At 64.4% G+C, this 21,393-nt stretch carries 22 protein-coding genes; 11 read left to right on the forward strand and 11 right to left on the reverse strand.

Annotation, left to right across the window (positions count from 1 at the left end; all coding sequences use genetic code 11):
• Nucleotides 1-53: 53 nt before the first annotated feature.
• Both NR187_RS11095 and NR187_RS11100 read right to left on the reverse strand, forming a co-directional pair.
• Nucleotides 54-1,052, reverse strand: coding sequence for a TRAP transporter substrate-binding protein (locus NR187_RS11095; protein WP_211382665.1), 999 nt, complete (start codon nt 1,050-1,052; stop codon nt 54-56).
• Nucleotides 1,053-1,448: 396 nt separating this feature from the next.
• Complete coding sequence (locus NR187_RS11100; protein WP_211382664.1) at nt 1,449-1,682, reverse strand: hypothetical protein; 234 nt, start codon at nt 1,680-1,682, stop codon at nt 1,449-1,451.
• A gap of 138 nt (nt 1,683-1,820) precedes the next feature.
• On the opposite strand from NR187_RS11100, the gene NR187_RS11105 reads away from it, so the two are divergent.
• From NR187_RS11105 to NR187_RS11115, 3 genes are all read left to right on the forward strand, one after another.
• Entirely contained in the window at nt 1,821-2,165 is a 345-nt protein-coding gene (locus NR187_RS11105; RefSeq protein ID WP_211382663.1) for a DUF1236 domain-containing protein, read from the forward strand.
• Nucleotides 2,166-2,518: 353 nt separating this feature from the next.
• Entirely contained in the window at nt 2,519-3,976 is a 1,458-nt protein-coding gene (locus NR187_RS11110; protein ID WP_211383523.1) for a sensor histidine kinase, read from the forward strand.
• Nucleotides 3,977-3,989: 13 nt separating this feature from the next.
• Nucleotides 3,990-5,126, forward strand: coding sequence for a mandelate racemase/muconate lactonizing enzyme family protein (locus NR187_RS11115; RefSeq protein WP_211382662.1), 1,137 nt, complete (start codon nt 3,990-3,992; stop codon nt 5,124-5,126).
• A gap of 96 nt (nt 5,127-5,222) precedes the next feature.
• Here the strand turns inward: NR187_RS11115 and NR187_RS11120 are convergent, their stop codons facing one another.
• Complete coding sequence (locus NR187_RS11120; RefSeq protein WP_211382661.1) at nt 5,223-5,954, reverse strand: cytochrome c biogenesis CcdA family protein; 732 nt, start codon at nt 5,952-5,954, stop codon at nt 5,223-5,225.
• Nucleotides 5,955-6,158: 204 nt separating this feature from the next.
• A complete protein-coding gene (locus NR187_RS11125) occupies nt 6,159-6,425 on the reverse strand; it encodes a hypothetical protein (protein ID WP_211382660.1) in 267 nt (88 codons plus the stop codon).
• A gap of 483 nt (nt 6,426-6,908) precedes the next feature.
• Between NR187_RS11125 and NR187_RS11130 the strand changes: the two genes are divergently transcribed.
• The 5 genes from NR187_RS11130 (at nt 6,909) to NR187_RS11150 (ending at nt 10,265) form a co-directional block, all read left to right on the forward strand.
• Nucleotides 6,909-7,955: a LysR family transcriptional regulator gene (locus NR187_RS11130; RefSeq protein WP_211382659.1), complete on the forward strand. Its 1,047-nt coding sequence runs from the start codon at nt 6,909-6,911 to the stop codon at nt 7,953-7,955.
• 29 nt (nt 7,956-7,984) lie between these two features.
• Entirely contained in the window at nt 7,985-8,356 is a 372-nt protein-coding gene (locus NR187_RS11135; protein WP_211382658.1) for a helix-turn-helix domain-containing protein, read from the forward strand.
• Nucleotides 8,357-8,719: 363 nt separating this feature from the next.
• Nucleotides 8,720-8,905 carry a hypothetical protein gene (locus NR187_RS11140; protein ID WP_256806466.1) on the forward strand — a complete coding sequence of 62 codons (186 nt, stop codon included), beginning with the start codon at nt 8,720-8,722 and terminating at the stop codon, nt 8,903-8,905.
• A gap of 129 nt (nt 8,906-9,034) precedes the next feature.
• Nucleotides 9,035-9,856 (forward strand): enoyl-CoA hydratase, encoded by an 822-nt coding sequence (locus NR187_RS11145; protein ID WP_211382657.1) that lies wholly within the window; start codon nt 9,035-9,037, stop codon nt 9,854-9,856.
• A gap of 118 nt (nt 9,857-9,974) precedes the next feature.
• A complete protein-coding gene (locus NR187_RS11150) occupies nt 9,975-10,265 on the forward strand; it encodes a hypothetical protein (protein WP_211382656.1) in 291 nt (96 codons plus the stop codon).
• Between the two features lie 44 nt (nt 10,266-10,309).
• Here NR187_RS11150 and NR187_RS11155 read toward each other — a convergent pair whose 3' ends face one another.
• The 3 genes from NR187_RS11155 to NR187_RS11165 form a co-directional block, all read right to left on the reverse strand.
• Nucleotides 10,310-11,389, reverse strand: a complete 1,080-nt coding sequence (locus tag NR187_RS11155; RefSeq protein WP_211382655.1) for an isocitrate/isopropylmalate dehydrogenase family protein — start codon at nt 11,387-11,389, stop codon at nt 10,310-10,312.
• Between the two features lie 135 nt (nt 11,390-11,524).
• Nucleotides 11,525-12,592 carry an alcohol dehydrogenase gene (locus tag NR187_RS11160; RefSeq protein WP_256806467.1) on the reverse strand — a complete coding sequence of 356 codons (1,068 nt, stop codon included), beginning with the start codon at nt 12,590-12,592 and terminating at the stop codon, nt 11,525-11,527.
• 159 nt (nt 12,593-12,751) lie between these two features.
• Nucleotides 12,752-13,948 (reverse strand): CaiB/BaiF CoA-transferase family protein, encoded by a 1,197-nt coding sequence (locus tag NR187_RS11165; RefSeq protein ID WP_211382653.1) that lies wholly within the window; start codon nt 13,946-13,948, stop codon nt 12,752-12,754.
• Between the two features lie 203 nt (nt 13,949-14,151).
• On the opposite strand from NR187_RS11165, the gene glgA reads away from it, so the two are divergent.
• A complete protein-coding gene (gene glgA / locus NR187_RS11170) occupies nt 14,152-15,567 on the forward strand; it encodes a glycogen synthase GlgA (RefSeq protein ID WP_211382652.1) in 1,416 nt (471 codons plus the stop codon).
• 26 nt (nt 15,568-15,593) lie between these two features.
• On the opposite strand, the gene NR187_RS11175 is transcribed toward glgA, so the two are convergent.
• The 3 genes from NR187_RS11175 to NR187_RS11185 all read right to left on the reverse strand — a co-directional run bounded on the left by NR187_RS11175 (nt 15,594) and on the right by NR187_RS11185 (nt 18,694).
• Nucleotides 15,594-16,544 (reverse strand): oxygenase MpaB family protein, encoded by a 951-nt coding sequence (locus tag NR187_RS11175; RefSeq protein ID WP_211382651.1) that lies wholly within the window; start codon nt 16,542-16,544, stop codon nt 15,594-15,596.
• 91 nt (nt 16,545-16,635) lie between these two features.
• A complete protein-coding gene (locus tag NR187_RS11180; RefSeq protein ID WP_211382650.1) occupies nt 16,636-17,784 on the reverse strand; it encodes a patatin-like phospholipase family protein in 1,149 nt (382 codons plus the stop codon).
• Between the two features lie 85 nt (nt 17,785-17,869).
• On the reverse strand, nt 17,870-18,694 hold the full coding sequence (locus tag NR187_RS11185; RefSeq protein WP_211382649.1) for a 3-hydroxybutyrate dehydrogenase: 825 nt from the start codon (nt 18,692-18,694) through the stop codon (nt 17,870-17,872).
• A gap of 217 nt (nt 18,695-18,911) precedes the next feature.
• Between NR187_RS11185 and NR187_RS11190 the strand changes: the two genes are divergently transcribed.
• Entirely contained in the window at nt 18,912-19,799 is an 888-nt protein-coding gene (locus NR187_RS11190) for a LysR family transcriptional regulator (protein WP_256806469.1), read from the forward strand.
• A gap of 82 nt (nt 19,800-19,881) precedes the next feature.
• On the opposite strand, the gene NR187_RS11195 is transcribed toward NR187_RS11190, so the two are convergent.
• Complete coding sequence (locus tag NR187_RS11195) at nt 19,882-20,598, reverse strand: peroxiredoxin-like family protein (protein WP_256806471.1); 717 nt, start codon at nt 20,596-20,598, stop codon at nt 19,882-19,884.
• Between the two features lie 324 nt (nt 20,599-20,922).
• On the opposite strand from NR187_RS11195, the gene NR187_RS11200 reads away from it, so the two are divergent.
• The gene (locus NR187_RS11200) at nt 20,923-21,342 is read left to right on the forward strand and encodes a cupin domain-containing protein (RefSeq protein ID WP_372703058.1); all 420 of its coding nucleotides are present in this window, start codon (nt 20,923-20,925) and stop codon (nt 21,340-21,342) included.
• Nucleotides 21,343-21,393: the final 51 nt, after the last annotated feature.

The following is a 21,393-nucleotide window of genomic DNA, read 5'->3' on the forward strand; positions in this document are numbered from 1 at the left end:
GTCCGGGCAGGAAGCGGGGCCTGCCCGGATTGTTGTCGACGGACGCAACGACCTCAGGCGACGTTGATCTTCTCGAAAATGCCTTCCGCACCGATTTCCTTGGCGTAGGCGGCCATCACGGGGTCGGCGAGCTTCTTCATGGCGTCCCGCTCCTCGAACGGAACGCGCTTGAGCTTGCCGGCCTTCTCGAGCGTGTCGAGCTTGACGACCTCTTCGCTCGATTCGAGCTGACGGCCGTAGTCGCCGGCCTCCTTGCCGGCCTTCATGATCGCGTCCTGCAAATCCTTCGGCAAGGTCTTCAGCGTCTTCACCGAGAAGCAGATCGGCCGGATCGACACCGCGTGCTGTGTCAGGTTGAGATGCGGGGCCACTTCGTAGAACTTCATCGCCTCGACGCCTGCCGCCTCGTTTTCGCCGGCCGATATCACGCCGTTCTGGATCGCGTTGTAGATTTCGTTATAGGCGATCACCGTCGGGCTCATGCCGACCGCCGCAAAGGTCTTCGACCAGATCGGCGCGCCCTGCACGCGAACCTTGAGGCCCTTGAGATCGGCGAGATTCTTGAGCGGCTTGTTGGCGAAGATGTTGCGGATGCCACCACCGGCATACCCGATCAGAACGACCTCGGCTTTCGCCGCGACTTCGTCGGCGATCGGCGCCAGGATATTGGCTTCGACGACCTTGTTCATGTGCTCGATGCCCTTGAACACGAAGGGCGCATCGATGAACGGGGCCGCCTTGGCGAAGGTCGACATGTGGGCCGGCGAGACGATGCCGTAGTCGACCGCCTTGCCCTGCGACATGTACTCGAAATACTGCTTCTCGAGGCCGAGCGAGGAGTTCTTGTGCAGCGTGAAGTTGACCGGCTTGCCGTAGTACTTCTTGACCAGCTCTTCGAACCGGATCAGTGCCCGGTTGAAGGCGTGGTCGTCGTTGAACTGGACCGCACCGTTCAGCGTGATCGGCGCCTGTGCCCTGGCGATCGACGGCATGCCGACCACGGCCGTCGCAGTGGTCGCGCCGAGCCCAGCGAGAAATGATCTTCGCTTCATCCTCTGCCCTCCCTTTGATGCTCCGGCCCTGTAGCCGGGCCGTGAGCGCAGCCGGTATGCGGCTTGCGAAAGGGAAGCGTAGGGAAAACATCGGCGGGACGGAAGTCATTTCGCGCGCGCGGGAGGTACTCTTCGTCGCAGGGGCCGCTCCTGCGCGGGCTGTTGCACTGCAACTCGCGCTCCCGCCGGCGCGCGGCAGGCTACGGGGGCCCTCCCATTCAGCAAGAGGCGGACGACTTGGGATACGAAAGACTTGCGGGTCTGTGCGTTGCACGCACAGACCCGCTCGCCTTCCACTGCGGCTTAGTGCAGGTGGCCGATCAGATAGATGCCGCCGCCGATGACCAGCACGGCCGGCACGGCCCACAGAATCAGAACCGGCATTTGTCATCCTCCTCAGTTTGACGTGCAGACCTTGACGGTCTTCATGCCGCTCTCAGCCTCGATGCGCGACTTGTAGATCGTGCCCGAGGGGCTGACGACGGTCGTGGTCGTGTCCGTCGGCTTCTTGTCGACGATGGTGCACTTCTTCGTCTTGACGTCCTGGACGACGTAGAACTCGTCGGCCGCGAACGCCGGCAGGGACAATGCAGCGAGCATCAGCGCTGCGGTCGCTACTTTCAGCTTCATACTCTCCTCCTCCAGTTGCCGGGCTTTCCGGCCCGGTCGATTCACCAACGGGAAAAATCGGCAATTTGTTCCTGTGGGCAGGAACGTCGCGCACGGTGAGATGTTGATGCGGCGCCTGATCCGTATGAGGAGGAGAATATGAAGAAGCTGTTCCTGCTATCCGCCGCTGTCGTCCTGATGTCGACCGGCGCTTTCGCGCAATCCACCGTGGTGACCACGACCGGAACCGGTCACGCGGCAGCGGTTCAGATCGAGCCGCAATACCGGACCAGGATCAAATCCTATGTCACCGAGCACCATCTCCGTCCGGTGACGACGAAGCAAAAGATCATCGTCGGCGCGACAGTGCCGAGCGATGTCGAACTCGAGGCCGTTCCGGCAGACTGGGGTCCGTCCCTCACGAGGTATCGCTATGTCTACTCCGGCGAACGCGTGATGCTCGTCGACCCCGGCTCGCGCACGGTCGTTCAGGAAATCGATTGATCAAGGCGCGAGGGCGGTCACCTCCAAGGCGGCCGCCTTCCCCGGAGTTGACCGCATGAGATCGCATCGAGAGGCCCGGATCGCCGGGCTCAGCCTGGCGGCCGTTTACGCCATGTGTCTCCTACTGACCGCACTCAGCATGAGCTGAGCTGAGGCGCAGGCGCCCGAACTGCGCTGCAATATCCCGCCGCTGGGCGGCTCGCCCAGATGCGAAAATCATGGCGCAGCGCATATCCCGCCCCTATGGTCTCCCAAAATCATAAATCCGGCGCTCTCCTGCGCCGGAACCGGGACGCCCGCGTTTGTCAAAGCTCACCCTGCCGGTCCGGCTCGCCCTTCTGGTCACGGGAACGATGTTGCCGCTGATCGTCTTCGCGGTCGGCATTGCCGTCTACAATTACAAGCAGGACCGGAACGACGCGACCCGCCGCGTGCTGGAGAACGTGCGCAGCATGCGCCTCGTGCTGGACTCCGAGGTGCAGCGGATGACCGGCGGCTTGCAAGTCCTTGCGCTGACGAATTCGCTGCGCAACGACGACTTCGAGAACTTCCGCCGCATCGCGCTCGGTTTCGTCGACCAGTACGGCAAGGGCGGCCTCGTGCTGATCTCCGATCGCAAGGGCCGGCTGCTGTTCTCCTCCGCGACGGAGGACACCGCAAGCCTGCCGCCGCGCGATCATATCGAGATCATCGAGAAGGTATTTGCGACCAGGTCGCCGCAATATTCCGACCTGTTCACCGGCGCGATCAACGGGCGACAGGTGCTCACGGTCGAGGTCCCGGTGCTCCGCGATGGCGAGGTGATCTACGACCTCTGCTTCAGCCCGCCGGTCGGCATCTTTCAGCATCTGGTGGAAAAGCAGCGGCCCGACCAGCTCTGGACCGTATCGCTGCTCGATACCAAGGGCATCGTGTTCGCGCGCACTCCCAATCCGAGCGAGACATTCGGCAAGCGGGCTTCCCCCTCGCTCTACGCGGCGATGTTCCGGAGCAACGAGGCATCGCTTTCGACCGTGTCGCTCGACGGCATTCCGCTCGCCTCCGCCTACACCCGTTCGCAGCTGACGGGCTGGACGGTGGCCGCCGGCGTCGCCGAGAGCTCGCTGATTGCCCCGCTCTGGCGCAACATCGCGATCACCAGCCTGATCGGCGGCATCCTGCTGCTGACCGGCCTGACCTTCGCGGTCAGGATGGCGACCACGATCGCGCGCGGCGAGATGCTGCACGATCTGTTGATCGACGAGCTCAACCATCGCGTCAAGAACACGCTCGCCTTGATGCAGGCGATCGCCGTGCAGACCTTCCGCAGCGCCAGCCGCGACGAGCGGGCGAAATTCGAGGGCCGGCTCGGCGCCCTCGCCGAGGCGCATAACCTGCTGAGCCAGGAAAAATGGGCAGGCTCCGAGCTGAAGGACGTGATTGCCCGCGCGCTTCAACCGTTCCTGCTGAACAATCCCGAACGCATCCGGATGGACGGCCCCGCCGCGCCGCTGTCGCCGCGGCTCGCCGTGGTGCTGTCGATGATCGTGCACGAGATCGCCACCAACGCCGCAAAATACGGCGCACTCTCCAACGAGACCGGCCGTGTCACGCTGGAATGGGAGGTCATCGCCGATGCGCCGAAGCCGCGGCTGCGCCTGATCTGGACCGAGATCGGCGGCCCGCCGGTGACGGCGCCGGTGCAGCGCGGCTTCGGCTCGCGCCTGATCGAGCGCAGCGCGCGCGACCAGCTCGGCGGCGAGGCGACCGTCGACTTCCTGCCGCGCGGCGTGGTCTGCACGGTGATCTGCACGCTGGACGAGGCGCGGTGAACGGGGAATGGCAATGAAGATCACGAGCGTTCGCACGCACATCCTCGAAGCAAAGCTCTCGCAGCCCTTCGCCTATTCGCGCGCCTGGTACGACACGCGCACCGCGATGCTGGTCGAGGTCGAGACCGATGACGGTCTCGTCGGCTGGGGCGAATGTTACGGCCCGGCACGCATGACGGCGGCAGTGGTCCGCAGCATCGAACCATGGCTGACCGGTGAGGATCCGCTGCGCACCGACGTCTTGTGGCAGATGGTCTACGCGCGTTTGCGCGATCACGGCCAGAAGGGCGTCGTGATCCAGGGCCTGAGCGGCATCGACATCGCGTTATGGGACATCAAGGGCAAGCATTTTGGCGTGCCCGCGCACCAGCTTCTCGGCGGCGCCGCGCGCAAGGAGGTTGCGGCTTATGCGACCGGTCTCTACCGGCGCAAGTCGGGCGATCCACTGAAATATCTGCCGGAGGAGGCGGCGGGTTATGCCGCGGAAGGATTCCGCGCCGTGAAACTGAAAGTCGGCTTCGGCATCGCGGACGATGCCGCGGTGACGCGCGCGGTGCGCGAGGCGATCGGCCCCGATGTCGCGCTGATGGTCGATGCGAACCACGCCTATGACGCGATCGCTGCGATCCGGCTCGGCCGACTGATCGAGCGCTATGATATCGGATGGTTCGAGGAGCCGGTACCGCCGGAGGACGTCGCAGGCTATCGCGCGGTGAAATCCGCGCTCTCCATTCCCATTGCCGGCGGCGAATGCGAGTTCACGCGCTTCGGCTTCCGCGACCTGTTTGCCTCCCATGCGCTCGACATCGCCCAGCCCGACACCTGCGCAGCCGGCGGCCTCTCCGAATGCAAGAAGATCGCCGACATGAGCGAGGCGTTCGGCATCCGCTACAATCCACATGTCTGGGGCACCGGGATTGCGATCGCGGCCTCGCTCCAGCTTCTCGCCGTGCTGCCGTCGCACACGCCGACCTCGCTGGCACCGCTCGAGCCGATGCTCGAATTCGACCGCACCGAACATCCGATCCGGCAGGCGATTCTGAAGGAGCCGATCGAGCACGCGAAGGGCGTCGTGCGCGTGCCGGACGGTCCGGGTCTCGGCATCGAGGTCGATCGCGAAGCGCTGGCGCGGTTCGCGGTGAGTGCCTAGAGCATGATCCGGAAAAGTGCGAAGCGGTTTTCCGAAAAGATCATGCTCAAACAATATCGTAAAGCGCGATGACGATCGCCCCAATCTCATCGCGCTTTAGCCGATCGTCTGCAACGCCGGAAACGTCTCGAGCAGCCAGATGCTGACATTCGAGACGGCGCCGGTGAGGAAGCCGATGCCGGTGATGACCATCAGGACGCCCATGGCGCGTTCGACATTGACGAGATGGCCCTTCATGCGCGCGAACAGTTTCGAGAACTGCTCGATCATCAAGGCTGCGATCAGGAAGGGAATGCCGAGGCCGGCCGAATAGACCGCGAGCAGGCCCGCGCCCTTCGTCACCGTCGCTTCAGCCGCGGCGACCGAGAGGATTGCCGCAAGGATCGGGCCGATGCAGGGCGTCCAGCCGAAGGCGAAGGCGAGCCCCATGATATAGGCGCCCCACAGCCCGACGGGCTTCGGGATCGGCAGCCGGCCTTCGCGCATCAGGAACCCGATGCGCGTCAAGCCCAGGAAGTGCAGGCCCATGACAATGATGACGATGCCGGCGAGGATCGAGAGCTCGGCCGACCAGGCGCGGATCAGCCCGCCGATCAGCGAGGCACTGGCCCCGAGCGCCACGAACACGGTGGAGAAGCCGAGCACGAACAGCAGCGCCGACATCATGATCGCGCGCTTGGAGGCCGATGCCGGCTCGTCGCTCTCGACGTGCTCGATCGTGGCGCCCGTCAGATAGATCAGATAGGGCGGGACCAGCGGCAGGACGCAAGGGGAGAGGAAGCTGACGAGGCCGGCAATCAGCGCCGCCGGGATCGAGACATTTTGCATGATGCAGTCGGAGCCATCTCAGGCCCCGGTGCGGCGCGGGGAATGCGCGCGGCCCGGGGCCGAACCGGCTCAGGTGTAGCCGATGCCGGAAAATGCGCAACAGAGGCGCACAAAACCAGGGCTCCTCCCGATGCCGTCCGCAATCACAGATGCGGCATCGGGACGCGCACAAATCTCGCCAAAAAGCGAGACTCGGCGGCGCGGCTACTTCACCACGCGGAGCAGCGGACGCCGGGGCTGGTCCTGCGTCTGCTTGGAAGGGGGCTGCGGTTCGCTTCCGGCGCTCCGCAGCATTTCGTCGCACAATGCCTTGAGATCGGCACCGTCAATTCCTTTGAGTTTCATCCTGACGTCGAGGATGACAATGGACAGCAGCTCGGCCGACTCACGGCTGTTGCTCTCATTGAGAACCCTGCGGCACTCCACGAGCGTTTCCAGCACCGACTGCAATTGTTGGTCTGAATGCGACACCGGCGTTCTTTCCGTTAATTCGGCCTGTGAGACGTGGTTGTGACGACCTCTTTGGCCCCCTTGGGGGATCGAGAATAGCACGAGGCCATTGCGCCCCTGAACATGATTTCAATGTGTTTCCGCGTGGAAAACGCGGTTCCGGCGAACGCCGCCCCGTTGCGCCGTCCACTGTTATCGACACGGCCAGGAAAAGAACGCCCGGGTTGCTGAGAATGATCCATCCCGGAGAGCAACACCGGTGCTCGCGCAAGGAGGTCCATCGCGGACAGCGCCGACGATCCCGCAGCCATGTTACGGCTCATAACGGAACTCACGCCCACACCCCTCATACGGACGATAGCTTGCCCGATTCCCAGCCCTTGGCAGCACTCGAATACCACTTGAGACACAGTAAGGATGACGTTCAAAACTCGTCATTCCCCAACCCGCCGTGGTTGTGGTTTCCGCAAGATTCTGCCAGTTTAGCGACCCGAAGGGACTTGTATGCACTCCTTGGCGGAAAGGGGCGTTCCACTGGAGGAACGCCCAAAAACAAACATCAGCGGCCTCTCCGATTGGGATGCGGCCCGCATTTTCCTGGAAGTCGTCCGATGCGGAAGTTTCCGCTCGGCGGCCGAACGCCTGTCGCTGTCGATCAATGCCGTCCGCCGCCGGATCGATGATTTCGAACGCCAGACGGGCACCACCCTGTTCACCCGCGACGTGCACGGCACCCATCTGACCGATGAAGGCGCGCTGGTGGTGTCCGCCGTCGAGCAGATGGAGGCAGCTGCATTCGACGTGCTGCGCACCAGCGATTCGACTGCGAATGCCCTGTCTGGCGAGGTCCGTGTCGCCGTGACCGAGGGACTTGGTACGTTCTGGCTCGCCCCGCGGCTGGTCGAATTCCAGCAGGCCTATCCGAAAATCCTGGTCGATCTGCATTGCGCGATGCGCTCGGCCGACGTCTCCCGCCACGAGGCCGATGTCGCCATCCATTTGGCGCGGCCTTCGGCGCTCGACGTCAAGCTGGTGCGGCTCGGCCGCATGCATCTGATGTTCTGGGCCTCCGAGAAATACATTGCGAAACATGGCGCGCCGCGCACGGCGATGGAGTTGATCAAGCACCGCCTAGTGCTGCAATTCGCCGACCAGCTCGCCGCCAAGGAAACTTTCGAGAGCTTCTTCCCCGGCGTTCCGGAGCGTGACCTTCTGGTCATGAAGACCAACGTCTCAAGCGCCAACTACTGGGCGGTCGCGAATGGCGCCGGAATCGGCGTATTCCCGAGCTACGCCATTGCGCTTGGCGGGAAGTTGATTCCACTGGAGGTCGAGCTGAACAGACCGCTGGATATCTGGTTGTCCTACCATCCCGGTAGCGGCCGGATTCCGAGAGTGCGGCACATGATTGACTGGCTGATCGAAGCCTTCAGTCCGGCGCGATTCCCGTGGTTTAAGGAAGAATTCGTGCACCCGCATGAATTCAAGGACTCGTATATGGGCGAACCCCTGACCCAGCTCTTCGGGGGATTTTCAACCGAAGAACGATGAGAAAACGAATGAAAACAGCGGCGAAGAGAATGAAGCAGCGCAGTGCCGGCAAGCCCGACATTGAGCTGGGCAAACGCATCCGTCTGCGGCGCGTCGAGATGAAGATCTCGCAGGCCGAGCTCGGCGAGAAGCTCGGCGTGAGCTTCCAGCAGGTCCAGAAATACGAGAAGGGCGTCAATCGCGTCGGCGCGGCTCGGCTTCAGCAGATCGCCACCTCCCTCGACGTGCCCGTGACCTTCTTCTATGACGGCGACAACAAGGCGCGCGAAGTCGAGAGCCTGCTCTTCCTGGACTCGGCCTTCAGCCTCCGCCTGCTGCGCGCCTACAGCAAGATCAAGGACCAGACGGTGCAGCGGCAGCTGGTCTCGCTGATGGAATCGATCGCAGCGAACGAGGCCTGAGCCGATCGGCGTTCGCGCCTGTTCGGCCGATTGTTCAATCCGCCGCGTCACGGGGACGCGGCCGGATTGGACGAGTACATGATTGGACTCATCCGGACCCGCGCGCTTGCGCGCGGTCTTTCCCGGGGCGGATGCCGCCCCTTTTTGTTGACGATTTTTCCCGCCGTCGCCCGCGGTTTTCGCGAACCCATTCCGGCCTTGTCGCGACCCAATCCAGAGACCGCGCGTCCGACGCTATGTGGTGGTCAACGTCCCCGCGGCCTTCGCCGAGGCGGTCGAGAACGACGTGGTGGTGCGGTGCTATCGCGTGATCGTCGGCAAGACTGAAAGCCCTCGCCGACACTGACGGCCCAGATCACCAGCGTGGTCCTCAATCCGACCTGGACGGTGCCCTCCTCGATCGCCAAGACCGAGATCTCCGCGCACATGCGCAAGGATCCGACCTACCTGTCGCGCATGCACATGGAGGTGCTCGACGCCCACGACAACCCGATCGACCCGCATTCGGTCGACTGGCATTCTTCAGCAATGCCGGCAGCCACTCGCTGACCGCGCATATGACGCGCTAGCGGCCATGCAATCGCGGCACAGGCGGATGCAAAGCCGCCTCCCTCGCCGCGGTTGACCCTGGCGTCCCCCCGGCCGAACATCGCGCCTCGCCAACGAAAAGCGAGCGCGATGCCCGACATGTCCAGCACGACCGAAATATCCTACGCCGACGGCAAGATCCTCCAGCACACGGCCGGCGGCGTCGGCGTGGTCACCTTCAACAATCCCGACAAGCGCAACGCGATGTCGCTGGAGATGTGGGAGGGATTTGGCGAGGCGCTGACGGCCTTGCGCGACGACGACGCCGTGCGAGTCGTGATCCTGCGCGGCGCCGGCGGCAAGGCCTTCGTCTCGGGCGCCGACATCAGCCAGTTCGAGAAGGTCAGGCACAACGCCGCCGCGTCCGAAGAATATGCCAAACGCAGCGCCACCCAGCGCGCGCTGTTCGCCGACTACCCCAAGCCGACCATTGCCTGCATCCAGGGTTTTTGTCTCGGCGGCGGCATGCAGGTCGCGATGCTCGCCGACATCCGCATCGCCTCCCACGGCAGCCAGTTCGGCATTCCCGCGGCAAAACTCGGCATTGCCTATGGCTATGACGGCTTGCGGCACCTGGTGTCGCTGGTCGGCCCGTCCTGGGCGCGCTTTCTGATGTACACGGGCATGCGGATCGATGCGGCGGAGGCGTTGCGTATTGGCCTCGTCGAGCGTGTGTTTCCGGAGGATCTGCTCTGGGGCGAGGTCATGGGAGTAGCCGAGACGATCGCGCAGAACGCCCCGCTCGCAATCAAGGCCGCCAGGATCACCATCGCGCAGGTGCTGAAGGACGAGAGCGGGCGCGACATGGACGCGATCAAGGCGATCGGCACGGCCTGCATGGACAGTGCGGATTTCCGCGAGGGCCGGCAGGCCTTCATGGAGAAGCGCACGCCGCAGTTCCAGGGCAAATGACGTCGAACGCGCGAAGCTGAATTTTCATTCAGGAAGATTAAATTCCCCGGCCGCTTCGCTGCGGTAGCAACCAACTGATCTCCCGCAAGTTCTTCCGCCACCAACGAGGGAGATTGCGATGAAAATCAAGTTTGCCGTTCTCGGTCTGGCTGCGCTCGGCAGCGCTGCGCTGGCGTCGGGACAAGCGATCGCAGCGATGCCGAACGGCATCCCGCAGGCCGATCGCGTCGCAAGCGGTCCGGCCGCGAATGTCGATCAGGTGCGCATGGTCTGCAATGCCTGGGGCCGCTGCTGGTGGCGTCCGAACTATTACCGCGCCTATGGCTATTACGGTGGCCCGCGACGCTTCTACGGTTACGGTCCGCGTCCGTGGGGCTGGGGCGGCCACCGCCACTGGCGCCGCTGGTGAATGACGAAGGGGCCCACTGGGCCCCTTTTCTCTAAATGTATTGGCTACAGCGCGGCGAGCACAGCTTTCGTAATATCAGCCGTGCCGTTGCTGCCGCCGAACTCCATCGGCTTGATGCCGCCGGCATAAACCTGATCCACCGCACGCTCGATCGTCTCGCCGGCTTCCGCCGCGCTCTCGACGCCGTGCTTGTCGGCGAGCCAGTCCAGCATCATCGCCGCCGACAGGATCATACCGGTGGGATTGGCCTTGCCCTGCCCCATGATATCAGGCGCGGTGCCGTGGCACGGCTGGAACACGGCGTATTTGTCGCCGATGTCGGCTGACGGCGCCATGCCGAGGCCGCCGATCAGGCTCGCGGTGATGTCGGAGACGATGTCGCCGAACATGTTCTCCATCACCATCACGTCGAAATCCCAGGGCCGCTTGACCAGCATCGCCGAGCAGGCATCGACATAGAGCCGGTCGGTCTTCACCTCGGGATGACGCTTCTCGATTTCGTCGAAGATGCTGCGGAAGAACGCAAACGCCTTGAACACGTTGGCCTTGTCGACGCAGGTCAGCATCCCCGGCTTGCCGCGCGCCTTGCGACGCTCGGCGAGGCGAAACGAGAACTCGAACAGGCGCTCGGAGGTTTTGCGCGTGATCACCATGGTCTCGCGCGCCTCCTCATGGGTAACGACGCCCTTGCCCATCGAGGCGAACAGGCCTTCGGTGGACTCGCGGATCACGACGAGATCGATGCCGCGCGTGTCGGCGCCGACGATCGGGCTCGGCACACCCGGAATGAGCCGCGCCGGACGTACACCGGCATAGAGATCGAAGATGAAACGCAGCTCGATCTGCGGCGCGATCTCGGTATTGTCGGGGTAGCGCACCGACGGCAGGCCGCAGGCCCCGAGCAGGATCGCGTCCGCCTCCTCGCACAGCTTGATCGTCGTATCCGGCATCGACTTGCCGGTCGCGAGATAATTGTTGGCGCCGGCCGGCGCCTCGGTGAAGCGAAAGCTGAGGCCCGACTTGGCTTCGATCTTGCGCAGCACTTCAATGGCCGGCGCCATGACTTCGGGACCGATGCCGTCACCAGCGAGCACGGCAATGTGGAAGGCGTTGTTTGCTGACATTGGAGTTCCTGCGCGAAGAGGAGCGCGTCATTGCGAGGAGCTCTTGCGACGAAGCAATCCAGAAATGCGTCCGCACAGACACCCTGGATTGCTTCGTCGCTTCGCTCCTCGCAATGACGGCGGAAAGAGCATTGGCTACGGCGTCAGCACCGTGCGCCCGACCACCGCGCCCTGCTGCAGCTGCACCAGTGCATCGTTGGCCTTGGCGAGTGGCTGCCGCGTCACCGGAATCGGCGGTATATTCTTGGCGCGCACGAGGTCGAGCAATTCCTGCGTCTCGCGCAAATTGCCGACATAGCTGCCCTGGATCGTCACCGCCTTGATCGGGATCAGCGGCAGCGCCCAGGTCGCGCCGCCGCCGAACAGGCCGACGATGACGAGCTTGCCGCCCTTGGTGAGGCAATCGAAGCCGAGCTGTGTCGTCGCGGCATTGCCGACGAGGTCGATCACTGCGCGGATCGGGCCGCCCGCTTTTTTGGCGAGTTGCTCCAGCGCATCCGGCGCCTTGGGATCCACGGTTGCGAGCGCGCCGGCCTTCTCCGCCGCCTCGCGCTTCCTGGCGTCGATGTCGACCATGATCGCGCCCTTGCCGCCCATCGCTTTCAGCAGCGACAGCGCCATCAGGCCGAGGCCGCCGGCGCCAAACATCACGATCGGCGTGTCGAAATACTGCTCGACCTTCTTCAGCGCGCTGTAGGTGGTGACGCCCGAGCAAGCATAGGGTGCGGCCGACGCCGGGTCGAGTCCCCTGAGATTGAGCAGGTAGCGCGGATGCGGCACCAGCATGTGGTCGGCATAGCCGCCGTCGCAATAGACGCCGAGCGAGCGCGGCGTCAGGCACATGTTCTCGTCACCGGCGAGGCACGTCGCGCATTTGCCGCAGCCGATCCAGGGATAGACGAGGCCGACATCGCCGAGCTTGAGATCGCCCTGGTCGGTCGGCTTCACGTCGGGTCCGAACGCCAGGATCTCACCGACGGTCTCGTGACCCATGGTCAGCGGCAGGTTGATGCCGCGGTCCTTCAGCGACAGCGGCTTGCGGCCATGGCCGAGATCGTAGCCGCCTTCCCAGATGTGGAGGTCGCTGTGGCAGACGCCGGCGGCCTTCACCTTGATCAGCACCTGCGTGCCCGACGGCTGCGGCGTGGCCTCGTCGAACTCCTGCAGCGGCGCCTTGAAATCGGCGACCTTGAAACTCTTCATCGGCGTCCTCCCGCATGCTTCTTGTTGCCGCGCCACCATGCCATGGCCGGAGGGGCGAGACAAACTTGCCTCTGTCTAGTTGACGGCGGCCGATGGTGGCAAGGCGCCCGCGCGCAAGGCCGCATTGCCCGCCGCAGCGGGCCCCTCTTCAGCCCCGCTTCAGCCCTGAACGGCCGTTTTGCCTGACGGAATTGGGGCATCGTCGGCGAGGCCGATTTCCTGGCGCAATGCGTCCGTGTGCTCGCCGAGCACGGCCATCGTTCTGGCCGGCGCGGTGTCGGCGCCCGACATCCGGAACGGCAGATTGAGGACCTGGAACGAGCCGCCTGCGTCCTCCACGGACGAGAGAGCGCGGCGATGCGCGAGTTGCGGATCGGCCAGCGCCTCGGACACGGTTCGATAGGCCGAGGCCGGCACGCCGGCCGCGCCAAGCGCGACGAGGCATGCGTCGGTCGTGAGTTGGCGCGACCAGGCTTCCACACCGTCCATCAAATCGGCCCAGTTCTCGCGCCGCGCGGCGTAGACGGAGAAGCGCGGGTCGGAGATCCATTCGGGGCGGCCGATCACGCCCATCAATCCCTGAAACGTCTTCTCGCTCGCGACCGTGATCATGACGTAGCCATTGGCCGTCTCGGTCGGCCCGAACATCGGCCGCGGCGGCGGCTTCACGGTGAACTGCGAGCTCTGCAACTCGATCACTGTCAGCGTCAGCATCGATTCCAGCATGGAGACGTCGATGTGCTGGCCGAGGCCCGTGACCGTGCGCTGATAGAGCGCCGACGCGATCGCGCCAAAACCGTAGGTGCCGGTGACGACGTCGGCATGGTAGATGCCGCAATAGTCCGGACGGCTGCGGCCGGGCTGGTAGGCCAGATGCGCCATGTCGTAGCCGGAGGCCGCATGGATCACCGGCGCGTAGGCCGGCAGCTCGGCCGAGGGACCGCTCTGGCCGTAGCCGGAGATCGAGCAGTAGATCAGCTTCGGATTGACCGGCCGCAGATCGTCGTAGTCGAGCCGCAGGCGGCGCATCACGCCGGGGCGAAAGTTCTCGACCAGGATGTCGGCGGTCGCGGCCAGCCGGCGCACCGCCTCCCTGCCGTCTTCGGATTTGAGATCGAGCACGACGCTCTTCTTGCCGACATTGAGCTGGCCGAACACGGTGCTGCAGCCCTTGCGCAGCGGCGGCCGGGTCCGCATCGTCTCGCCGCCGTCGGTCTCGATCTTGATGACCTCGGCGCCCATGTCGGCGAGCATCCGGGCACAATGGGGGCCGGCGATGGTGGTCGAAAAATCCAGAACCCTGAGGCCCGCGAAGGCCTTTGTCGTCGTCCCCTCATGCTTATCTGCTAGTGGCATGCCTGCTTACGTCCTTGCCGGTGCTCGGTCGCTTAGGAACTATCGAAGTTCTCTATTGTTGGTGCGCCGACCCTAGAGGGCGGCGGCTGAGTAGGAAAGTCTTTACCGAACGGACGCGTCAGGCAGGCGGGCTTGAGAATTCCAGGGGCAACTGGACCCGTTCTTGCATAGCAGCAAACGGGATCGGATGAGGGCAGCAGTTCTTGAGGGTCTTGTTCGTTACGACAGAGATGGACGACTTCGTCCGCGTCGGCGGACTTGGAGCCGTTTCCGCGGCTCTTCCCCGAGCCCTCCGCCCCTTCGCCGATATCCGGGTCATGCTGCCCGGCTACCGCGACATCATCGAGCAACTCACGCATATTCAGATCGTTGGCCGCTGTCCGGCGTTGGCGGAGATGCCGGCCTGCTCGCTCGGCCGGGCCGCGACCAAGGACGGCCTGCCGGTCTATGTGCTGTTGTGCTCGCAACTCTATGACCGGCCCGGCAATCCCTATGGCGACGAGTCCGGGCGCGACTGGCCGGACAACGACATCCGCTTCGCTCGTTTCGCCTCGGCAGCCGCTGAGCTTGCCATGGGCAAGCTGGACAAGAATTGGGCAGCAGACCTGGTCCATGCCAATGACTGGCAGGCCTCGCTCGTGCCGGCTTACCTCGCCTGGCGCGGCGCCAAGCTGCCGTCGATCCTGACCATTCACAACCTCGCCTATCAGGGCCTGTTCCCGAAGGACTCGTTGCGGCGGATCGGCGCACCGGAGAGCTCCTTCCACATCGACGGCGTCGAGTTCTACGATCAGCTCTCCTTCCTCAAGGCCGGGCTGGTTTACGCCTCGCACCTCACCACCGTCAGCGGCACCTACGCGCGGGAAATCACCACGGATGAATTCGGCTGCGGCCTCGAAGGCCTGCTTCGCGTCCGCTCCGACGCTTCGGAGCTCACCGGCATCCTGAATGGCATCGACGAGAGCTGGGACCCGCGCTCCTGCGCCCAGCTCGCCCAGCAGTTCGGCGCCGGCGACTGGGTCGGCAAGAAGGCCAATGCGGACTATGTGCGCAAGCAGTTCGGGCTTGCGGTATCGCGCGGCCCGATGTTCGGCATCGTCGCCCGCCTCGTGCATCAGAAAGGCATCGACCTCGTGCTGGCGGCGGCCGACGAGATCGTCGATGCCGGGGGGCAGATCGTGGTCACCGGCTCCGGCGAACCCGCGCTCGAGCAGGCCCTGATCGACGCGCATCGCCGCCGTCCCGACTCCATCGGGGTCGTGATCGGCTTCAACGACGCGCAGGCGCGCCGCATCTTCGCCGGCAGCGACTTCACATTGATGCCGTCGCGCTTCGAGCCGTGCGGACTCAGCCAGATGTACGCCCAGCGCTTCGGCTCGCTGCCAATCGGTCACCAGACCGGCGGCCTCGCCGAAACCATCACCGACGGCGAGACCGGATTCCTGTTCTCGAAACCCTCGCACGAGTCTTTCCTCGGCGGCGTTCGCCGCGCCTTCTCGGCTTTCATGGCGCAGGACCAGCTCGACACCATGCGCCGCAGCGCGATGGGACGGTCGTTCTCCTGGAGCATCTCGGCCGGCAGCTACAACGCGCTGTACCGAAAGCTGGCGTCGGCGTGAGACCGAGACGTTTCCACATTCTCCGTTCACCCCTTCCGGCGCTGGTCCATCCGCGGCCGCCCGATCCAGGCACGGTTGAGGCAGCGGGTCATCCAGTCGGGCTGCGGCTCTCCCCGCAGCCGCGCCTGCGCTTCCTGATAGGGACCGACATAGCGCAGCCGATCGGGCAATCTCGGATAGACGCGCCTGATCCATTTCAGTGCGTTGTCGGCGGACCTGATATCGCGCTCGCAAAGCTCAAAACCAAAGCCCGCGCGCAAGCGCTCCGGCAGCAGGCTCGCCGTGAGCGCGCGATACCACCGTGGCGGCCGCAGCCACGGGCGCGCGCCGCTGAAGATTTGCGTCGCTATCTCGCGCGCCGCCGGGCTGACGGTGAGCGTATCCGACTGCACCATCGCCGCGGTGTAGGCGGCAAAGCCGGCCCAGTCCGCCGGCAGATCATCCGCCGTCAATCCGAACAACGCACCAAAAGTCCGGCTCTCGGCCCAGTAGCGCTCGCGTTCTCCCGCCGAAAGCTGCGGCAGCACCAGGTCATGCGCCATCAGCGCGGTCTCGACCAGCGTGGCATGGACCCAGCGCAGCGACGGGATGTCGTTGGCACAATAGCGCGATCCCGCTGCGAACGGACCGACCGTCTGGGGCATTTGCCCGACGATCATGGCATGGCGACGGTGCAGCTGCTGGGACGACAGCAAGGCACGGTCGAGCGAGCCGAACACCATGGCAAAGACGATGTCGAAGGTGCGATGGAAACGGCCGATCGGATCGGCAAAGGTTTTCGAATGCTCGGCGATGGCGGCAGCGACCCAGGGGTGCGCGAGTTGAAGCAGCAGCGCACGGCCGGCGCCGAGAAAGATCACGGCCTCCCGGTCGATTTGCCAGGTTACCGAGGTCGGACCGAACACGCCGGCAACCGGTCCCGCCGCGTTGGCGCGGACGATATCGAGGGCTAATTCCAGATCGCTCTCAACGACCAATTGCAAGCCTCGCGATGAAGACGCGGCCACAATAACCCGGACTGCGTCCTCGTGAAATCGTCACGACGCAGAACAATGACGGACAACGCCCTCACTCCGCCGCAATAGGCAGCACGTCCATATGCTCGTGCAGCACCACACCGGCGAGCGGGTCGAATTCGCCGACCCACGGCTTTCGCTCGAGCACAGACCTCGTGTGAGCATAGCCCGCATCCCACCGCCGCATGATGCCCGACGGGCTGAAATCGATGTCCTTGGTGTGGTTCTCGCGGTCGAGCTGCGGCGCGAGCAGGCGCACGACGTGCATGCGTGTCGGGCAACCATAGCTCGCCAGTTCACGAACCGCCGGATCGTTGCGCTCGCTCTCAGGCAGACGCGCGGCCAACTGGTTGATGACGTGGCGCAGGCGATGAGCCTGCTGCTGGCGGACGATCTGGCTTGCGATGCGGCTGGAATATTGCACGTCCTTGTGCCGATTCAGCACCTCCGCCATCGTGGTCGGCTCGGCGCCGACGGGATTCCACAGATGCACGGAGAAGATCAGCGCGTCCTTGCGCGGGTTGTCGTCGAACACGGCCTCCGTCGGCGTGTTCGACAGGATGCCGCCGTCCCAATAGAGATCGCCATCGATCCGCACCGCAGGAAATGCCGGCGGCAGCGCGCCCGAGGCCATCACGTGCTTGACCGTCAGCTCACCATCGCGGCTGTCGAAATAGCGCATCTGGCTGGTGCGGACATGGGCCGCGCCAACCGTCAGCCGCGGCGCGCAACGATTGACCAGGCTGAAATCGACAAGGTCGAGCAGTGTCTTCTCGAGCGGCGCGGTCGAATAGAAGCCGGCATTGTCGGGGCCGAGCGGATAGGAATCGCCGGCGTGCGCCAGAGCATTGGGCCGGAAGAAGCCGGGAATGCCATTGGTGACGGTCGACCAATAAGAAAGTTTCTCGTTGAAATCGGGAAACGCGGTGCGGAAATTCCACACCGGGTTCTGCTCCATCCGCTTCCAGAACTCCCTCAGGCGTGCAAGTCGCTGTCCGGGCTCGTTGCCCGCAATCAGGCTCGCATTGATGGCGCCGATCGAGGTGCCGATGACCCAGTCCGGCTCGATCCCCGCCTCGTGCAGCGCCTGATACACCCCGGCCTGGTAGGATCCGAGCGCACCACCGCCCTGAAGCACGAGCACGACCTGGCCCGGCAAGTCCTTACCCTTGTGTTGCGTATTGTCCTGCGTGCCGTTCATGTCTCGCTCCTGGTGAGCCTGCACCGATCGAATATTCGCTGGCCGCTGCGTCTTGTTACGCCTGCCCAGGCTACCGCGGCTCATGCTAATGCGCCGTCCAGCCGCCGTCGACCGGCAGTGCGATTCCCGTGATCGAGCCGGCCGCATCGGTCGACAGGAATACAGAGAGCGCGCCGAGCTCCTCGACCGTGGCAAAACGCTTGTTCGGCTGCTGGGCGAGCAAGACGTCGCGGATGACCTGATCGTGCGAGATGCCGTGCGCCCTGGCCTGCCCGTCGATCTGCGCCTCGACCAGCGGCGTGTAGACGTAGCCGGGACAGATCGCGTTGCAGGTGATGCCTTGCTCGGCGGTCTCCAGCGCCGTGACCTTCGTCAGGCCGACGATGCCGTGCTTGGCCGTGACGTAGGCCGCCTTGAACGGCGAGCCGACCAGGCCATGCGCCGAGGCGATGTTGATGATCCGGCCAAAGCCGTTCTCGCGCATCGCGGGTAGTGCGAGCCGCGTGGTGTGGAACGCCGATGACAGGTTGATTGCGAGGATCTGGTCCCATTTCTCGACCGGAAATTGGTCGAGCGGCGCGATATGCTGAATGCCGGCGTTGTTGACCAGGATATCGAGCCGGCCGGACTCGGCGATCGTGGCCGCCATCATCTCGGCAATCGACCTCGGCCTCGTCATGTCCGCCGACGAATAGCTCGCCCTGACACCGAATTCGGCGGCGATCTGCTCGCGCGTCCGGCCGATCTCGGCCGCGACACCGAGGCCGTTCAACACGATATCGGCACCGGCTGCGGCCAGCGCTCTGGCGATGCCAAGTCCGATGCCGCTGGTCGAACCCGTGACAAGCGCCACCTTGCCGGCCAGAGCACGTGCGAGGTCGGACGTCTGCAGTTTCACCGGGATGTTCATGGCAAGATCCTCCGTTGGCGATCGCCCAAGACGATGGCCCAAGACGATGGCCCAAAGCGATGGCAAGTCCGGGCTTCCGCAGAACTCTGGAGGACCGCCGGCTCGAACGGAAATACCGGCTGGCTTCCGAAACCATACGCGCGCGCTATCGCGGGCGGGATGTCTTTCCCCGGCCCGATCGGCTAGATTTGCGGCCGGTCTTGCTCGGAGCCGATCCATGGAAATGCACCAGGTCCGCTATTTCCTCGCGGTGGCGCAGCTGTTGAACTTCACGCGCGCCGCCGAGGAATGCAACGTGACGCAACCGTCGCTGACACGCGCGATCAAGCAGCTCGAGGCCGAGCTCGGCGGCGACCTGTTCCGTCGCGAGCGGCCGGCGTCTCAATTGACCGAACTCGGCCAGCGTATGCACCCGCTGCTGAAGCAGTGCTATGACGCCGCTGCCGGCGCGCGCTCGCTCGCCTCCTCGTTCAAGGGCGGCGAGATCGGCGCACTGCGCATCGCGCTGGCGCATTCGATCGATCTGGCCCTGCTCATTCCCCATCTCAGCGAGATCAAGCGGCAGTTCAACCGGCTCGAATTGCGCTTCCTGCGCGGAACGAGCCGCGAGGTCGCCGATCTCCTGAAGAAAGGTGAAGCCGAGCTCGGCATCGCCGCCGAGATCGATGAATCCTGGGATCGGCTCGACGTCTGGCCGCTGTTCACCGAGGCTTTCGAGCTCGTCGTGAGCAAGGAGCATCGGCTCGCGGAGCGCGACACAATCGAGCTGGACGATCTGCACGCGGAACAATTTCTCAGCCGAACCTTCTGCGAGCATTCGCGGCGCATCTCCGCGAGCCTGCGAGAGCACGGCATTGACGTCGATCAGGGCCACGAGATTTCAAGCGAGCACGACCTGATCGAGCTCGTGGAAGCCGATATCGGCATCGCCATGATGCCGCGCACCTCGCCTGTGCCGGAGAGCCTGAAACGCACCGCAGTCACCGGGCTGGACGCGCGCCGCACGGTCAGTCTCTACGGCGTCGCCGGCCGGCAACGTACGGCGGTGGCCAATGCCGTGATGCGGATGCTGCGTGGTGCGGACTGGCGGGCGATCGCGGGGTAGCTGGTAGAACGATCGCTGCTCTTCTTCCTTCCTCCCCCTGTGGGAGGGGGGAAGAACATGCCGCGCCATCAAACCTTCAGGCTCAGTTCTCCCGACTCGCGCTCTCCAGCGCCGCGAGGAGATCATCGATCTCCATGCGCTTGCGAAAATCGGGATCGACGAAGCGGGCTTTCACGATCCCGTCGCGACCGACCACGAACACGGCCGGAATCGGCAGCATCCAGCCGTCATTGCCGTGGAATTTATTCATGTCCTGATAGGACAACAGGCCCTGGATCTCGGTGCCGAGCCAGATCGCGAGATCCAGCGACAGCGCATAGCCGTTGTCGAGATCGGTCAGGATCGGAAATGGCGCACCCGCTTCCGCCTTGAGCTGCCCGGTGAATTCCTGCGTCTCCGGCATGACTGCGACGATCCGCGCACCCATGGCCTCGATGCGATCCAGCGCCTGGACCACCGCGCGGACATTGAGCCGGCAATAAGGACACCAATGGCCGCGGAAGAACATCACGGCGACCGGGCCGCTCTCCAGCAGCGCAGGCAGCGTGACGAGATGTCCGCTTTCGTCCGGCAGCATGAATGGCGGCATCGCATCGCCCGGGAGCGGCGCCGTCGCGCCGCCGCCGTTCTCGCCCAGTCGCGCTACCAAGCGATCGACAGCCTCGCCATAGGCCGGAAAGACCTCGCGGCTGGCATCGGCGTAGGCGCGGAGCTGTTCGTTCAGCGTACCATCCATGTCGCGGCAGCGCTGGAAGGCGAGCTTGAGCCGTTCGGCATCCGCTGGTGAGAGTGAGGTCATCTTCCGCTCCGGCAGCAGGAGTTCGCATTATTTTTGCGTTCGCCCCTTCCCGCAAGGGGGCATCCACCATCCGAGCGCGAATCTTCGTCGAGGGGCAATACCGATACCCAATCAGTTCGATAGCTGCGGCCTATCGCGCCGCGATAGCGCGGGGCTATCGCATCGAGAGCAAGAGGGCATTTCAGCACAAGGGCTGCTTCGACGAAGCTGATGCCATCGCCGGCGACCAGCGGGGTCACGGCCAACAAAGGAGACCTCCCCGTGTTCAAGCATCCCATCGCATCGCGCGTGATCTGTTCCAGCATCGTGCTTGCCGGAGCCCTCATGGTTTCGGCGCAACCGGCGTCCGCCGGCGAGTGTCCGGCCGACAAGGTCAAGCCGAACGCGCAACAGATGGTCGACTACAAGCCCGTCGGCGTCACCGACGTCACGCTCGGTGCCATCGACCTCGGCAAGCAACCGGCGCATATCGAAGGCCGCGAGTTGCGCTTCCGCAAGCTGACGATCGCGCCCGGCGGCATCGTGCCCTGGCACAGCCATGACGACCGCCCTGCCCTGATCTTCGTGCAGCAGGGCGAGATCGTCGAACACGCCTCCAACTGCATCGATCCGATCGTGCACAAGGCCGGCGACCTCCGCCCTGAAGTCCACGGCACCTCGCACTGGTGGAAGAACCTCGGCAAGGAGACGGTCATTCTCTATGTCGGCGACGTCCGCAAGGATCCGCACGACCACAACATGTGACGAGCGCCTCAGGCCCCAGCGCGTTCGTTACAGGATGTGGCGTCCGAAATC

Origin of the sequence: Bradyrhizobium sp. Bra64 (genome assembly GCF_024519875.1) — a bacterium.
Lineage (GTDB): Bacteria > Pseudomonadota > Alphaproteobacteria > Rhizobiales > Xanthobacteraceae > Bradyrhizobium > Bradyrhizobium japonicum_G.

Bases quoted from the DNA above. Each gene is read 5' to 3' on its own strand.
- NR187_RS11095 (WP_211382665.1), bottom strand. From the start codon at position 1,052: ATGAAGCGAAGATCATTTCTCGCTGGGCTCGGCGCGACCACTGCGACG.
- NR187_RS11100 (WP_211382664.1), bottom strand. From the start codon at position 1,682: ATGAAGCTGAAAGTAGCGACCGCAGCGCTGATGCTCGCTGCATTGTCC.
- NR187_RS11105 (WP_211382663.1), top strand. From the start codon at position 1,821: ATGAAGAAGCTGTTCCTGCTATCCGCCGCTGTCGTCCTGATGTCGACC.
- NR187_RS11110 (WP_211383523.1), top strand. From the start codon at position 2,519: ATGTTGCCGCTGATCGTCTTCGCGGTCGGCATTGCCGTCTACAATTAC.
- NR187_RS11115 (WP_211382662.1), top strand. From the start codon at position 3,990: ATGAAGATCACGAGCGTTCGCACGCACATCCTCGAAGCAAAGCTCTCG.
- NR187_RS11120 (WP_211382661.1), bottom strand. From the start codon at position 5,954: ATGCAAAATGTCTCGATCCCGGCGGCGCTGATTGCCGGCCTCGTCAGC.
- NR187_RS11130 (WP_211382659.1), top strand. From the start codon at position 6,909: ATGCACTCCTTGGCGGAAAGGGGCGTTCCACTGGAGGAACGCCCAAAA.
- NR187_RS11135 (WP_211382658.1), top strand. From the start codon at position 7,985: ATGAAGCAGCGCAGTGCCGGCAAGCCCGACATTGAGCTGGGCAAACGC.
- NR187_RS11145 (WP_211382657.1), top strand. From the start codon at position 9,035: ATGCCCGACATGTCCAGCACGACCGAAATATCCTACGCCGACGGCAAG.
- NR187_RS11150 (WP_211382656.1), top strand. From the start codon at position 9,975: ATGAAAATCAAGTTTGCCGTTCTCGGTCTGGCTGCGCTCGGCAGCGCT.
- NR187_RS11155 (WP_211382655.1), bottom strand. From the start codon at position 11,389: ATGTCAGCAAACAACGCCTTCCACATTGCCGTGCTCGCTGGTGACGGC.
- NR187_RS11160 (WP_256806467.1), bottom strand. From the start codon at position 12,592: ATGAAGAGTTTCAAGGTCGCCGATTTCAAGGCGCCGCTGCAGGAGTTC.
- NR187_RS11165 (WP_211382653.1), bottom strand. From the start codon at position 13,948: ATGCCACTAGCAGATAAGCATGAGGGGACGACGACAAAGGCCTTCGCG.
- NR187_RS11180 (WP_211382650.1), bottom strand. From the start codon at position 17,784: ATGAACGGCACGCAGGACAATACGCAACACAAGGGTAAGGACTTGCCG.
- NR187_RS11185 (WP_211382649.1), bottom strand. From the start codon at position 18,694: ATGAACATCCCGGTGAAACTGCAGACGTCCGACCTCGCACGTGCTCTG.
- NR187_RS11190 (WP_256806469.1), top strand. From the start codon at position 18,912: ATGGAAATGCACCAGGTCCGCTATTTCCTCGCGGTGGCGCAGCTGTTG.
- NR187_RS11195 (WP_256806471.1), bottom strand. From the start codon at position 20,598: ATGACCTCACTCTCACCAGCGGATGCCGAACGGCTCAAGCTCGCCTTC.
- NR187_RS11200 (WP_372703058.1), top strand. From the start codon at position 20,923: ATGGTTTCGGCGCAACCGGCGTCCGCCGGCGAGTGTCCGGCCGACAAG.